We start from the raw sequence: 16,981 nt of genomic DNA on the forward strand, positions 1-16,981 counted from the left end.
TTATGAAAATTACACATTACAGAGAAAAAGATTTTAAAACTTCAAACTGGAGCGGAGGCACTACAACGGAGCTTTTTATATATCCGCATGAAGCCGATTATAAAAAAAGAGATTTTTTATTCCGATTAAGCTCCGCTACCGTCGATTTGGATAGATCAGACTTTACCCCTCTTTCGGGGTTTTTCCGTTTTATTTCTCCCTTAAACGGGGACTTAAAAATAAGCCATGACGAAAAAAACTTTACCAAACTTAAGCCCTACGAAGTCTATGCCTTTGACGGCGGAGCAAAAACGGTCAGCATGGGAAGGGTAAGGGATTTTAACCTCATGGTAAAAGACGGTGTAGAAACGGAAGTAAAAAACTTTGCTCTAAACAAAAATTCGGTTTTAAAGTTTTCGGTATTGAAGGGAGAAATCGGCTGGATTTTTTTGTACAATACCAAAACCTTACTTAGAGCCGAAACATTCAACGAAAAAAAAGATTTTAATCTTGACAAATTGGACTTGATTATTTTTGAGGCAGACGATGATACAAAAGAAGAAGTTTTAATTTCGACCGATGGAGCCTTGAGCCTATTTTACGGAAAGGTACCGACAGTTTTTTAAACGGTAATCAAGGCTAAAAATCACAAACTTGGAATTATAATGAAAAAAAAGCTTTACGAAATTCTATATGAAGATAAGGATATTCTCATTGTAAATAAAAGTGCCGGCCTCCTCGTAGGAGCCGACCGCTGGGACAGCGAAGCTCCCCGCCTTGATAAGATACTTGAAGAACTTTACAAGGATAGGGAAGAGACAAAAATTTATCCTGTCCACAGGCTCGATAAGGAAACTTCAGGCCTCATTATCTATGCCCTAAATGCGGAAGCCCATAAAATTTTAAACGATGATTTTCAAAACCGCAAAATCGAAAAAATCTATCATGCGGTATCGACCGGCATTCCTCAAGAAGAAAATTTTAAAACTGAGGCAAAACTTAGAATAGACGGGGATAAGCTGCACCGCACCGTCATAGACGAAAAAAAAGGAAAAGAGTCTTTAACCGAATTCAGCCTTCTTAAAAAATTCAGCCGCTTTTGCCTTTTGGAAGCCCGTCCCATAACGGGCAGAACCCATCAAATAAGGGCTCACCTAAAACACCTTTGGCTTCCTATCCTATGCGATAATCTTTACGGAAACGGAGAGCCAGTTTACATATCGGCCTTAAAAAAGAATTGGAGAGGAGACAAATATGAGGAACGCCCTATAATCTCTCGTCTTGCCCTCCACGCCTATTCCTTAAAATTCTTTCATCCTATAAGCAAGGAAAAAATCGAAATAAGCGCAAGCTATCCCAAAGATATGGCGGGCCTTATAAACCAGCTTTCTAAAATATAAATATATATAAAAACTTAATCAGGAAAACAAAACTTTTATATTAGATATTTTAACTCATTGAGGATGTGATAAAATATAAGTCCTCTGGACCGTTTTGTGTTTATAATACTTAATTTTTTATGAAAAGAATATTTTTATCTTGATATTTAAAAATCAATATGCTATACTCTTGAGATAATTTGTTTCGCTATGGGAACTTTAGGACTGTTTTAGATGAGTCAAGAGCCTTGCATGAAAAGTATTGCGTGTATACTGAAGAATGTGAGCACTGTGAGGATTTATGAAAGATTTAATTAAACGGCTTGGTGTGCTATTTTGGAAAGTTCAAATACTGTGGTTTTGTGTTCATGGGGGTATTGCTATAATAACTTTTTTTGAAACATATTATTTAAAAAAAGTGATTGATATTTATTTTTCAAATCAAACGATACCGGAAAATTACAATGGCTTTTTGAAATATATTTTAGTTATAGTTTTGTTAGTGTGTGTGAATTTTTTGAATGTGCTTTTAGCAAAGCATGTAGGAAAAAAAGTTTATGCTGATTTGTCTCAAAGACTGACATATCAGTTTTTAAATTTAAAATGGTATGATGTGTATTCATGTAATGCGGCTGATACAGTTAAACTTTTGAATAATGATGTAAATAGGCTCATGCCGATTCTATTTGGCTTTTTCCCGGTACTCGCAATAAATATTTTAGCAATTATTTTTTACTGTGTGTATTTGTTTTTTAAAAGCATGCTTATTACCGTTTTACTTTTGATTGCATTTGTAATTTTATTTTTTGTTTCATACATTTTTGATAAGATATTAAAAAAGGATAGTAATGCACAGCGAGAAGCGCATGTGCATAAAGAAAGTTTTATTATCAACATGTATAATAATTTTAAGTATATCTTTGCAAATCAAAGATTAAAGAATACTTTAGATGACTTCAATGAAGTAAATGAAGTCTTGAATGAAACCTCCATTCAGATTGCATACCATAGCCAGATTTCAAGTTTTTTGTATACAACAGTAAGTACGATAACTATTTTATTATCATTCATTATTTTGTTTTTTTTAAAACAAGAAGATACTGCAATTACAGCAGGTCTTGTGGTACAAATCAGTACATTGATTTCGCAAGCACTGAAATATTTTTCTTCATGCTTACATGCTAAGAATCAATTAAGTATGGCAAGTGCATCTATTGACAGAATAAATGATCTTTATGCAAAAGAGCATTCCGGTACGGTGCCGGAGAATTTGCCGCAAAGCGCAGAAATAATTTGGGAGGATTCAAGGGAAAGCATTAATTTTGAATACAACAAAATAAATATAATTTGCGGTGCAAACGGAAAAGGAAAAACGACATTGCTGAATAGTCTTTGCGGATTGGAGCATACATATATCCCTGAAATAAAATTGAATGGTACACTTTCTGCGGCTGCACCGAAAAAATTATGCTACATTACAAATACAACATACTTGCGCAATGGAACAGTGTTAGAAAACATCACTGAAAATTCTGGAAAGCTAAATATTGATGTAAGTACTATTTTGCAGCTTGTCGGTATTTATGCTGAAACAAAAGTTGAAAACTTTGGTGAAAATTTAAGTGCCGGGCAAAAACAAATTGTACATATCTTGAAATTATTAAATAGTAATGCTGATGTTTTTATAATGGACGAACCTGATTCTGCTTTAAGTAACGAAGCACGCTTATGGTTTTATGAAATTATGCAGTCGCTGGTGAAAAACAATAATAAAACTTTTGTGTTGGTTTCACATAGTGCAAACATTATGGATAATTTTGACAGTGATAATGTGCACATGTTAGTTTTTTAAGAAAAATGGAGTTTGCGATCCTGAGTTATTATATGATTGGGATTTGAAATTAGATTACTTTAGCAATATGATGTTTAGGAAAGATAACGGATCATTTATTATAGCAATAAGTGATTATGATGAAAATATAATCAAAAATATAAAAAGCAGCTTTGCAAAAGAATTTTTTTATCCGTATTAGAACATTCCAATAAATTCTTCCGGCAACAGGACTTTTACTTTTGCATTTTTGTAGTCTTCAATATTTCTGGTTATTATATATTCGCATTGGTTCTCTACAGCCGAATAGTGTTGTAATGCATCTTCAAAATCAGAAAATTTTGATCTTAGTGAGTCTAATACATTCCGGTGATTGATTGCTATTACGGTTATATACTTAACTATATTTAGTATAAATTTTCTCGCCTTATTATCACTGCCGGATTTTCTCAATATATAATAAATATTGGCAACACAATTCGATGAAATATTTCCTATGATAATATTGTTTTCTGCCATTGCTAATATGATTTTACTGGCAGTAAAAAACGGTTCTCGAGCTAATGCAACATCAAGGATAATATCTGTATCAATAAAGACCCTTTTTATCATAAATATTTATCCTGCAATGCTTCACTGAGCATATCTTTATAAGATTTTCCATTATCATGAAACATTCCCGAAATGCTATCGGTTATCGGTGATTTCATTTTAGAAAAAGAAGTACCTATGTCATGATTGGTTACGATATTTTTCAGATACTCTTCTACAATTCGAGAAACACTCCTATTCTTTTTTTGAGCATATTCCTTTGCCTGTTCTATTACAGACTGCTCTATAGTCAATGTAAGCTTTGCCAACATATATCACCTCACACGTATAATTATAGCATATAAATACGTGTAAGTCCATAAGTATATATTTTATATATTAACAATAGGCGATGTTAAACCTATCTCTGTTAGACCGGTATTTCTAACAGTTGCCAGAAGCTTTCTAAAATTTAGTTTGCTCGAGGAGTTCAAAGGCAGCGGAGCGGGCTTCCTGCAAGATTTTAAAATCGCGGGCAGGATCGGCAATTGTAAAGCCTAGGTGATAGCCCGACTGCTCAACCCCTCCTATATCTCCCGGGCCGCGGAGCCTTAAATCTTCTTCGGCAATTATAAAGCCGTCATTTGTTTCCTTCATTGCGGTTAGCCGAGCCCTTCCGTCCTCGGTAATTTTTTTTCCGTAAATTAAAAAACAATAGGCTTGCAGGTCTCCACGCCCGACCCTTCCGCGAAGCTGATGAAGGGCTGAAAGACCGAACCTGTCGGCATGTTCTATTACCATACAGGTCGCATTGGGAACATCCACACCGACTTCCACCACAGAGGTCGCAACGAGTATATTGAGCTTTCCCGACCTGAATTCTTGCATAATTCTTTTTTGTTCTTCTTCCGCAACCTTGGAGTGAATCAGGGCCAAACTATGATTGGGGAAGCCCGTCTTTAATTCTTCAAACATCCTTTCGGCGGATTTTAAGGACAAATCTTCATTTTCTTCTATTAAAGGGTATACAAAATAAGCCTGTCTGCCTTTCAAAATCTCTTGTCCGATAAAGTTATAAACCCTTTCAGCCTTATCCTCCCCCGCAACATAGGTGATAATCGGCTTTCTTCCGGGCGGCATGGTTTTAATGGTCGAAATATCCAAGTCTCCGAAGATAGAAAGAGCGAGGGTGCGGGGAATAGGGGTCGCACTCATCATAAGAAGGTGGGGGCTCATCTTCTCTTCATTGCTCTCGGCTCCCTTTTGGATTATGGCCGAACGCTGGAGAACGCCGAAGCGGTGCTGCTCATCGATTACGGCAAGCCTTAAATTTTTATACTGCACCCCTTGAGAAAAAAGAGAATGGGTGCCGATTATCAAATCGATATTTCCCTTTTGCAATTCCTGTAAAAGCCTGCTTCTTCCTTTGGCCTTGGTATTTCCGGTTAAAAAGGCAAGGCGGACGCCGAGGGGCTCCAAGAGACGGGCAGCATTTTCGGCATGTTGACGGGCTAAAAGCTCTGTAGGAGCTAAAAATGCCGTTTGTCCTCCCTGTTCTATTACCTTTAAGCAGGCTAAAAAGGCAACAAGGGTCTTCCCCGAACCTACATCTCCCTGCATAAGGCGGGCCATGGGATTAGGGCCGTCCAAGTCTTCGTTTATTTCGGCACAAACCGAAAGCTGGTCTTGAGTAAGCTTAAAGTTGAGCCTTTCCAAAAGAGAACTTTGAAGAGGCCTTAAAACAGGTTCTTTTTTGACGGTTTTGCCTATATTGCTTTCATCGTCAAGGTTGGGAAGCCGTCCCCTCCTTTCAATAGAGCGCATCCCTATGGCATATTGAAACAAAAAGAACTCTTCAAAGATGAGGGCATGGCGGCCTTTTTCTACCTCAGCCATAGATTTTGGAGCATGGAGCATAAAAAGCACTTCCTGCTTAGGCGGAAGGCCGTATTTTTGTAAAATAGAATCGGGAAGCTCGGAATCTATGCCGTGGGCATACATTTTTAGGGCGGAAGCAATTATTTTCCGCAGTTTTGCCTGTCCAAGTCCTGACGTTAGGGGATAAACGGGAAGAATCTTTGACTGCATGTTTTCGGGTTTTTCAAGATCGAATGCGGAGGACTGAATCTCCCCGTATTTGCGGTAAAAAGAGCCATATACAAAGGCGCGAGCCCCGACAGGGAAGCTTTTTTCTAAAAAAGGACGGTTAAAGCATATAAGGGAGGACGTCATTCCGTTTTTGTCGGCAACTATCAGCTTTAGAGTCCTCATTTTTCCGAAACCGAACCATTCATGGCCTGCAACTGTAACTTCTACGTGTATTTTTTGAAACTTGTTCCAATCCAAAAAGACGTTTATTTTCGAGCGGTCTTCCCAATCCCGCGGGAAAAGCCTTAAAAGGTCTCCGGCATTTTCTACTCCAAGTCTTTTTAGCTGTGAGACTGCGGCAGCACCTACTCCGGCAATATTTGTAAGAGGACCATGTATTTCGGAAATCAGCATAAGTCATTGTAACACAAGTTTACAAATATTAAAAGGGCTAGACTTTTTTGATAAAGCATGGTAGAATTAAAAAGTATGTGTCAGTATGTTTTTTAATAGCACATCGGACATATCTTATGGAAATTATAAATAATCGATATAAAGTTGTCGGTAAAATAAACAATACAATATCTCATGTACAGGAATTTTCGGCTGTAGATTTATGGGCAGGAAACGCTAAGATTAACTTAAAGGTTGTATCGTCTTTAGATCTATCAAAAGAAGAATTCGCTTTTTTTAAAGATAACTTTATTACCATAAGCAATATAGACAACTATTTTTATCTTAAAAATTACGGCTTTTCCAGTCTGTCTCTGGCCTATCCTCCTTTACCGCCTTCAAGTCCTGATGAAATTTTATATATCTTTACTACCGAGTATATTGAAAATACAATACCCGTTTTGGAATTCATAAAACAATGCTCGATGGAGGATATTCTTAAGATAATAATATCGGTTTGCCAAAGTCTTGTTCATGCCAGCAACATGGGATTTGAGTACGATATATTTACTCATGATAATGTAATGATAGTCAAAAAAAAAGATGGATTTCAAGTAAGAATAAAAGATATTGTATCGGCAAAACTTGAAAACAATTCATCGGTACGCCTTAAGGAAGCTAAAGACTATACGGGAACCAGCGAAAATATTGATACGGTAATTCTTTTTATAATTACACTTCTTACAGGACAAGAAATTCACACAAGTTTATCATCGGCTGTTGTAAAATTAAAGTCGTGCTATAAAAATTTAAATAAAAATGATGCCGATATTTTTAATATATTGTATGAAATAGCAAAAAAGCAAATTCAGCATAAAGATAAAAATGAAAAAGTTAAAATACATACCATTATTCATGATATAAATAAAGGCCTAGATAGGGACTACCCTGTAGACGTTATTACTCCTCTTAACAGCATAACATTCAAACCTAAATTGGTAGGAAGACAAAATGAGATAAATATTGTGTCTCAAGCAAGAAACGAAATAAGTTCAGGAACGGCAAAAAAAACGATTTTTCTTATCAAGGGCAATCAGGGAACAGGTAAGACAAGGTTTTTAAAAGAAGCTGAATACAGACTAGCTCTACAAGGAACAAATATATACTCTAATTATAATCTTAAAAATTCCGGTCCGGAGCATTTTTGGGAAGATTTTTTAGAAAAGGTTTTTTTAGATTTTTACTCTCTTCAGGATATGGCAGAGAGAGAAACGCTTATAAGAAACATAAAGCAAATCAAAGATCAAAAGTCTATTAAAAATGAAAAAAAAGAATATGAGAATATAAAATTTAAACTTTTCAATGAAGCTAAAAACTTCTTTTTTAAAATAATCGGACCGCTTCCTGTCTTTACTATTTTAGATGATTTGGAATTTGCAGACGATTTTATGCTTGATATGATTCTATATTTAGTAACCGAAGTTATAGAAACCGAACGTTTTGGCATAATTTTATCCTATGATGAAACTGTTGCTCCTCTTTCACATAAATTTAAGAACTTTCTAAACATATTAAATGAGCATGAAAAATCTCAAGTTTTTGAGATGAACTATTTTTCTGAAGAAGAAACTATAGAAATGCTGAAAAATGTTTTAATTTTAAAATATTCTCCTGTATCCTTAGGCCCTGTTTTATATAAATATACTGCAGGATGCCAATCTTTTATAATAGAAATGATAAAAGAATTTGTAAATACGGGAAAGGTATACAAGGATAAGATTACAGGGGCATGGCTTTTTTCTAAAAGTCTACGTAACGATGAAGCTCAAAACATAATTCCAAAATCAATTGACGAAACATTAACAAATCAATTGAATACTCTTTCACCGGTAGAAAAGAAATTATACTTTGAAACTTCTTTATTTCAAACTGTATTCAAAATCGATTATTTGTATAAACTTTTACCCTTGATTCCAACACAAATAGATAAAATTATAAAAACACTTGTGAACAAAGGGTTAATTACCCTTATCCAATCAGGCGATATACGAAACTATACAATTACAAATAAGGTTATGCGTGATATTTTATATGGACTTTTGGATCCTAAACATAAAATGCTGCAGCATAAAAAGATAGCGGACATTCTGAAAAAAGAATCAGATGCCGATATGAACGAACTTATTTGGCACTTGGAAGGGGCCGGCAATAAAAAAGCAATTCTAGCTTGTTATTTTGATATAATAAAGCAAAACATGAAAACAAAAAACATAGATGCTGTATTAAAAATATATGAAAAAATTCCGCCTCTTATCGCCGGTCAAAATATTATAAATAGATTTACAATACTCTTAAAAGTATTTGAACTGTATAATCAGATGGGCTTAAAAGACAAAGAAGCTGAAATAAAATTAAGACTTGATGAAGATTTACCAAAAATAAAGAATACGGTTCTTTTATCATATTATTATAACCTAATGGTAAAGTACGAATACTTCTACTTAAATGACAGCGAAATTCTTATATATATAAATAAATTGACTGACCTTTATGAAAAGTCACCCAGTGATATCATAAATATCAGACTACAGCACGCAAAATGTTTGTATTATAATATAAAGCAGCAGCATAATGATTGTAAGGAATCTACATATAAAATACTGGAGATCACAAAAAATAATCCGGAATATATGTTTTATAGAGCTGACGCTTATATATTCTTAGGTTATCTTTATCACAGAGATTTGGATAAAAGAACGGCTTTAAAATATTTTCAGAAAGCAAAAAAACTGGCATCCTTATCCGATAATATTAGAACTAAAGTTCTCGCAATGCATAATATCTCCTTACTATATTGGGAGATTCACCCTAATATCGAAAAAAGCATGTCATATATAAAAAATGTTATAAACTTGGCAAAAAAATACAGCTTTTTATCAATTGAAATTATTTCAATAATTAACTATGCAAGAATGCTTGCTCAAATACAAAATAATTATGAAGCTTATGAATATGCAAAAGATGCAGAGTCTAAAATATCTGCTTATAATATGGAAATATTTAAATTTGCATGTATAATAACTCTTATGGAAATTACACAGAACTTATATAGATATAAAGAGTTTTGTGAATATCAAAAAAAATATATAAAAGCAATACGTGAAAATAAATTAAAATATGTTTATGAAGATAACTTTATATTTTATGTATTAGTTGCAAGAATGTATCAGGAATTCGGATGCAATGCTAAAGCAATCGCTTATTTAAAGAAGAGCATAAAAATACAAAAATACCAGCCAGACAGAAAAATATTTATGGTGTATTTTACGCTTGAAGCCTTAAGAATCATTAAAAGAGACAAAAACGATATTGCTAATTTGGTAAAAATTTTTACTTCATATATAAACCCGAAACAAAATAAAGAATCAAGTAAAAAAAAGTTGACTAAAAATTTATTTGATACCGTTATTACAATGATTATAAAGCGTCCTGATATTGATTTTACGCCCTTAATAATACAGATAATAAAATTCGATATGCCGGGATTATATGATTTTCAAATTTCAGGTATGAATTATTTAAAAACTTATTTTAATAAGGCTGAATTAGAAAAGGTTTTACAAGAAAATCTACATCTTATAAAACCTAAAAATCTTATAAATATAACTCTATTTATTAATATGGCATTAGCTGATTATTATTATACAGATGGAATACAAAGTTTGGCTATCATGCATTATTTGGAAATTCAAAATAAGATAGCATCTATAATAAAAAACATACCCGGAAAATATAGAATTAACTTATTTAATAACTGGGATTTAAGCAGACCGTTCAATATAGTTTCCGATTTTCTAAAAGGCAAAACTATAACAAAAGGAAAAAAATATAACAGAAATATAGAAGACTCCGAACTGGAGGAAATGTTAAAGCTAAAACATATAAATATAATAAAAAAAGATAAAAAATTTAAAGAAAAATTGATAGAAACTTATCTCAAAAATGAAGGTTATGAGCATACTACATCGGTTGAACTTGTTAATAATTTTACTGACAATTACGAACAGAATATGGCTTGTGTAATGAAATTTTTGGCTTTAAATGTAATTGCATCATCTTATGATTTTTTAGATATAAGCAAATCCGATGAACCTCATTTTGTTTTACATCATGAAAATGATAGTCATGATTTGAAGAAGATATTCGATGCTATAATAAAATTCGGATATCAAAATATAACAAAAATAGAAAAAGTTTTACATAAGCCTTGTATGGTTATTCCCGTTAATAAACGGAATTTCGGCGCTGCTGGTTATAAAGTTTTAGGTTTTATGATCTTTACATCCGAAAAAATCATAAATAATTTTTCACATGAAGGAAGAATTATTTGTAAAAATCATTCTAACCTTTTAACGATGATTATCGAAAGCAAAAACTTTCAACAATCATCCGCTTATGATGTACTGACCGGTGCTTATACAAGAAAATATTTTGATATCTTTTTTAAAAATATTATCAAAAATTTATATAACTCTAATTCAAAATTTTCTCTTATTTTATATGACTTGGATAAATTTAAAAATATAAATGACACCTATGGACATCTTGTAGGTGATATAGTACTTAAAAAAGTAACAGAGACAATTTTGGATTCCTTAAATCATGGCCAGATATTGGGTAGATACGGCGGTGAAGAATTCACTGTGATCTTACCTGATAGCGACTCACAAAAAGCCTTTAAAGCGGCTGAGCATTTTAGGAAAAGAATAGAAAAATTAATTTTTACAGAATTTGAGAAAAACATAACAATAAGCCTTGGGATCGCTACATTTCCTGAACATGGAAAAACGGTTTCGGAGCTGCTTACAAGTGCAGATCAAGCCTTATACCATTCCAAAAATACCGGTAGGAACAAAAGTACCGTGTGGAATCCCTCTATAATTAATAAAAGGGGAGATAAAATAAACCAGACCGGTGTTGTTATAGCAGATGAGGCTTCTTTTAGTGAAAATGTAACTACTACAATAGAAATATGTGATATATTAAAACAGGATATGCCTAAACACGAGTTAACAAAGACCTTACTGATAAAAATAATTAAATGCTTTGAAGCTGAGAGCGGGGCTATTATTCTTAAATCCGTAAGGAAAGAATCAAATGCACCTGTCTTTAAAATTAATACAAAAGTAGGCTTTGAAACTTATCAGATTAATGAGCAACTGATTCATTCAGTTGCTGAAGACGGTTCGAGTATTTTTCAAGTAGATTGGGATTCAATCGTAAAAAGAAACAGCATAACAAATATGCCGGAATGGAATTCCGTAATGATTGCACCTATGATAAAAAACGAGAAGATTATAGGTGTAATTTATTTGGCAGCTCCCGAAAAATATTCTAAATTTAATTTAAGTAAATTTAATTTCTTTAAATTTTTGGCGGATATAATATCTGCAAATATATAAGGGAGGACTAAATGAAAATATTGAATAATAGATATATAATTATTAAAGAGCTCCCGCTAGAAGTAAAAAATGATGCAGCCTTTATTGTTAAAGATCTAATTTCCGATAAGGATGAGCTGATCGAGCTGAGACTAATATATGCTTCAAATATGGATGAAGATTTTATGCAGTTTATCAGAGATAAATTTATTCTGATAAAACAATTAAAAGAAACAGCTCACATAAAAAATTATGATTTTACGCGATTAATAAGTATAGACGATAAAACAGTAAATGAAGATATATACTTATATACCATTGAATATATAGAAAAAAAAGAACCTATATTTAATTTTTTGATTGATGCTAAAACGGATGAAATCTTTGAATTGTTTGCTGCAATATTGAAGGAGTTAAATTATTTAATAACATATGGAATAGTATGTAATAACCTTGATCTAAATAATATATATGTGATAAGAGATAAAGACCGAGTTTTTTTAAAAATAAAAGATATTGTTTCAGAAAAAAATCAATATTCAGACCAAATTCGTTTTTTAACTGATTCCGAAGTGCGTACATTTGTATATAATTACGATATTGTAAAAACAACTATTTTATCTTTACTTTTAAAAAAGAACATAATAAGGAATCATGAAAAATATTTTCAGGAATTGCAGCAGATAAAAATCGATAAATTAGATAATGAAAATAAAAAAAATCTTTATACATGTTTTTTTAAGATATATGATAAAATTAATGCCCGAAAAGCAAAAAAAACGGCTTACCCATTTTATGAAATAATATCTGATGTTAATTATAATATAAATACAGATTATACTATTTCGACCCCAATAAGCATTGAAAAAAAATGCCTGTTTCCTATCAACCGTGAAAAAGAAAAGGAAGAAATATTTTCCATATTTAAAGAAACAAAATCATCTAAGGCTGAAAATAAAAATATATTGATAACAGGTGCATTCGGTGTGGGAAAAACATTGTTCTTATACGAATTATATTTTTTACTTTTGCTTGAAAGACTGGATGTTTTTTATATTCCGGGTATTGGTGATATGAATGATATTACATTTATTCTTTATCTTATGAAAAGCTTATTTTTAAAAAGCTCATTGATTCAAAAAAATCATGAGAAAGAATTAAATACAATTCTTGATACTTTAAAATCCGAAATGGAAGTCAATGAGGATATAGCAAAGATAAGTGCACTTAAATATAAACTTGTAAATTTAATAACAAAATTAATGATAGAAAATGCATCATCTCAATCAATAGTTTTCATTATTGATGACATACACTTAATAAATGAATTTATAACAAAAACAATATTATACATAGCAATAGAGAATTCTGATAAAAAAAATATAATATTGATACAATCGGTAAATGAAAGCTTAGTTAATAATAATCATTATGCAAAAAAACTCATTAAAACACTGTCAAATGAATCGTCTATAAAAAAGATAAATCTCCAAAGCCTGTCTGAACTAGATACAGAAGCCTTAATACGAAACACGATAAATATAAAAAATATCCCTGAAGTATTATTAAAAAAAATATATTTAAACACATCAGGTAATCCTTTATTTATTAATGAAGCTTTAAAAGAACTTACTATATCTGGAGACTTAGAAAAAGACAATCTAAATGAATCATGCAAGCTTTCTACAAATCTATCTAACCCTTCTATCCCTATACCTATATCTGCAAACATACAGCAAGCCGTAAAAAGACAAATAAAAAATCTAGATAAAAGTGAATTAACTTTTTTAAAGGATTTATGTATCTTTAAATTCAGTTTTAGAATACAAGCTTTACCGGAAATTTTAAATGCGACAGATACAATCATTCAAAAATCGATACCTAGACTTTTGGATCAAAATATTATAAAAAAAACTACAAAGCCGTCAGCCGATGAATATGTAATTGTAAATAAAATTTTACAAAAAACTTTGTATGATGAACTTGATTATCATTATCGCATTGAAATACATAAAAAAATCATACAAAAAATGAAAAAACTAAAAATTTTCGACATCTATGAATTTATATATCATGCAGAAAAAGCGGAACTATTTGACGAGGCGGTAAATTATTGTATAAAATATAAAAATAAAATAAAAAAAGAATGTACTCCTATAGCCTATATAGATATATTTGAAAAAATATATACGTTTATCCCAAATGATGACAACGATAAAAAATTGGAAATACTTCTTATTCTTGCCGAATCATATCTGGGAAATGATAATTTAATAGAATGTACAAGAAGAATAGAGGAAGCAGAAAAAATAATGCTAAAATCGAGTGAAAATAAAATATATACTGCCAAAATCTATATAATAAAAGCAATTCAAGGAATTCAATCTAAATCTAATCCCGAAAAAATTGCTAGATCACTAGCTTTAGCCGAAAAGGCAGCTGCTGCTGTAGATGATACTTATACGCAATTATCTTTTGGTAAAGCCCGTATAGCATTTTTGCAATATAAAAATAACTATGTTGAAGCTATAGATGAAGCAAAAAAAATTATACTAAAATGCGGTAATTTTAAAGAATTTACATTTATAAAAACAAAGGTATTGCTGGATCTGGCAAATAATTTATTTTATTCCGGTCAATATAAAGAGGCGGAAAAAGTCTATTTGGAAGCTCTGAAAAAAGCAAAAGAAATAAGTGATACTAATATTCAAGACATAATTTTTAATAACTTAGCTATCATCCAAGATGAAATATATAATAACTTTGATGAGGCAATAGCATATTATACAAAAATTTTAAAAAATAATAATATAACAGGAAATGTGGTTTCACAAATAATGGCTTCACTTAATCTGAGTATTATCTATTCGCATTTTCATGATTATGAAAATGCATATATTATTTGTAATCAAGTAATAAAAAAAATAATACAATATTCTTATAATAGTGAAATGTTTTTTGCTCATACTTTTATGCATGATATCTTCCTTTCTATGTGTATGTATGATAAAGCGGCAGAAATTGAAATGCAAATAAAGAAAATTCTAAAAAATAAAAATATACCGAAAGCTCCTTCCGATATAAATATTTTTAATCAAACAAGAGCTGTTTTTTACTATGGAATGGGAGATTTTGAAGCGGCAAATGAAGCTCAAGATGAAAACATCAATTATAAAAATGAGGGTATGGATATTATATCCGTTTTTCCATCATTATGTATCAGCCTGAATAAAATTGCACAAGGTAAAATGAATTCAACGGAAGAATTGGAGGATAGTCTCATTAAAATAATTTCCAATCCCATTTTTTCGGATAATATATATCTTGTGTTTTATGAGATGATTTATTGTTTAAGAAAAATTATCATCTTCAGGCATGACATTGATTTTAGAAAAATAATCAAGATGGTGCTTGAAATAAAATGCAGTAATGATTCCACGTTAATGAAAGCGCCTCTTTTATTTTTAGAAGCATATATGGATCCTAAAAATGCGGAGAAAAAACTTATAGAAGCTGCGTCTTTAATTGAAAATAAGTATGTGCTGGATCTAAGTATAGATATAAACATAAAGCTGGGATTAATATATCTTGAAAATAATAATATTAGCATGGCAATGATTAATTTTGCTGAAGCCCAAAAGCTAATAGATATTTTTATAAAAAAAGTACCTCTAAAATTTAAAAAAACTTATTTTAGCGCTCATCACTATGGTTTGCCGTCATTGATAATATGCGATTATATCAAGAAAGATATGAAGTCTGATTATAAAAAGTTTATTGATGCATTATCCTACGAACAGACAAAAAGGCTCTTATTAAAAAATAATATTGAAAAACTAAAAAATAATCCGGCGTTTATTTTAAATATTATAGCGCAAACAAAGCAATCCGGTTTATTTAAAAATAAATCGATTGATGATATAATAGAAAAATTTACAGATGATTTTTTACAGAATATAAAAATTCTTTTAAATTTTACGGCTTTAAATCTTCTTGCGAATTCAGCTGATGTATTTGTAACTGCAAATGACGGTAAAATAAAGTCTTTATTTAATTTCGGTAAAAATAAAGCTATAGAAAAAATTGCACAATTGATAGAAGCATCTACATACAAAATGGCAAATATCAAAGCAGACAGCGGAGTTTCGTCACATCTTGTTATTCCAATAAATTATCATTGTAATAAGCAAACAGGAAATACCGTAACAGGTTATTTGGTTTTTGTATCAAATAAAGAAATAAATAATTTTGGCAATTTTGGAATCAGTTTTTGTCTTAGCATCGAGAATACATTTGCATTTTTAATAGAAAGTTATAAGGCTCAACAAGAGGCTGCTACAGATAAACTAACCTCCGCACTAACCAGAAAATACACTGAAGATGCATTGAGCGATCTCTTAACGGCTTCTAAAATGAAAAATAGCGTTTTTTCCATACTAATGTATGATCTGGATAAATTTAAAAAAATAAACGATACTTTCGGTCATCAAATAGGCGATACGGTTTTAAAAGCTGTCGCTAATACAGTATTGAGCGTATTAAAAAAAGGTCAGATCTTGGGACGTGTGGGAGGAGAAGAATTTATTGTTCTTCTACCGGATGTAGAAAAAGAACAGGCATTGATAATCGCAGAAAAAATCAGGAAGCAGGTAGAAGCATTGCTTTTTGATGATCCGGATGTTAGGATAACCATAAGTATAGGTATAGCTGTCTTTCCAAGACACGGAAGTATGGAAAAAGACTTATTGTCAAAAGTAGACCAAGCCCTGTATGCCGCAAAAAACCGCGGTAGAAATCAAGTGGTTGTATGGAAAGAAAGCCTTGAACCCGGTAAAAAAAAGGCCGACAGGCTGGCTGGAATATTGACCGGAAACTCTCTAAGCGATACAAAAAACATTCTAAGTTTTATCGATACTGTTTCGCTCATACGGAGTTCTATATCAAAAATAAACAAACTTGAAATCTGCCTTGAAAAGATAATCGACGCTGTAGGTGCAGATTCCGGAATTTTTGTCTATCCTATTAAGAAAAAAATATCCAAAAATATATTTAAATATACGCCTGTTACAAAACCGGATTTCCCCGTAAACAAAAATTTCATAGCCGAAGTCATATCCGAAAAAAAAGAACTGTGCAAAATAGACTGGGAAAATATTTCAGGAAAAAGCGACATAACAGGAATTCCGACATGGAATTCAGCCATTCTCGTCCCGATTATCCTAAAAGGAGAAATAAAAGCCTTAATTTATCTTGTAGTTGAAATCAGAAAAAAAGAATTTGGAATTGAAGATCTTAACTTAGTTAACCTATTCGCAGGTTTAATCGCACCTTTCTTTTAA

At 31.6% G+C, this 16,981-nt stretch carries 8 protein-coding genes; 5 read left to right on the forward strand and 3 right to left on the reverse strand.

Going from position 1 to position 16,981, the window contains the following annotated elements; all coding sequences use genetic code 11:
- The first annotated feature begins 2 nt into the window (after positions 1-2).
- The 3 genes from E4N78_RS02920 (at position 3) to E4N78_RS02930 (ending at position 3,210) form a co-directional block, all read left to right on the forward strand.
- Complete coding sequence (locus E4N78_RS02920; RefSeq protein WP_255811584.1) at positions 3-605, forward strand: HutD family protein; 603 nt, start codon at positions 3-5, stop codon at positions 603-605.
- 39 nt (positions 606-644) lie between these two features.
- On the forward strand, positions 645-1,379 hold the full coding sequence (locus tag E4N78_RS02925; protein WP_255811585.1) for an RluA family pseudouridine synthase: 735 nt from the start codon (positions 645-647) through the stop codon (positions 1,377-1,379).
- Positions 1,380-1,659: 280 nt separating this feature from the next.
- Positions 1,660-3,210, forward strand: coding sequence for an ATP-binding cassette domain-containing protein (locus tag E4N78_RS02930; RefSeq protein ID WP_255811586.1), 1,551 nt, complete (start codon positions 1,660-1,662; stop codon positions 3,208-3,210).
- A gap of 177 nt (positions 3,211-3,387) precedes the next feature.
- Here E4N78_RS02930 and E4N78_RS02935 read toward each other — a convergent pair whose 3' ends face one another.
- The 3 genes from E4N78_RS02935 to recG all read right to left on the reverse strand — a co-directional run bounded on the left by E4N78_RS02935 (position 3,388) and on the right by recG (position 6,222).
- Positions 3,388-3,801: a PIN domain-containing protein gene (locus tag E4N78_RS02935; RefSeq protein WP_255811587.1), complete on the reverse strand. Its 414-nt coding sequence runs from the start codon at positions 3,799-3,801 to the stop codon at positions 3,388-3,390.
- Positions 3,798-4,052, reverse strand: coding sequence for a DUF6364 family protein (locus E4N78_RS02940; protein WP_002676042.1), 255 nt, complete (start codon positions 4,050-4,052; stop codon positions 3,798-3,800). The genes E4N78_RS02935 and E4N78_RS02940 overlap by 4 nt, the downstream gene beginning before the upstream one ends.
- A gap of 133 nt (positions 4,053-4,185) precedes the next feature.
- Complete coding sequence (gene recG, locus E4N78_RS02945) at positions 4,186-6,222, reverse strand: ATP-dependent DNA helicase RecG (protein WP_255811588.1); 2,037 nt, start codon at positions 6,220-6,222, stop codon at positions 4,186-4,188.
- A gap of 116 nt (positions 6,223-6,338) precedes the next feature.
- On the opposite strand from recG, the gene E4N78_RS02950 reads away from it, so the two are divergent.
- Both E4N78_RS02950 and E4N78_RS02955 read left to right on the forward strand, forming a co-directional pair.
- Entirely contained in the window at positions 6,339-11,663 is a 5,325-nt protein-coding gene (locus E4N78_RS02950; protein WP_255811589.1) for a diguanylate cyclase, read from the forward strand.
- 11 nt (positions 11,664-11,674) lie between these two features.
- A complete protein-coding gene (locus E4N78_RS02955) occupies positions 11,675-16,981 on the forward strand; it encodes a diguanylate cyclase (protein ID WP_255811590.1) in 5,307 nt (1,768 codons plus the stop codon).

Origin of the sequence: Treponema denticola (assembly GCF_024400535.1) — a bacterium.
GTDB lineage: Bacteria > Spirochaetota > Spirochaetia > Treponematales > Treponemataceae > Treponema_B > Treponema_B denticola_C.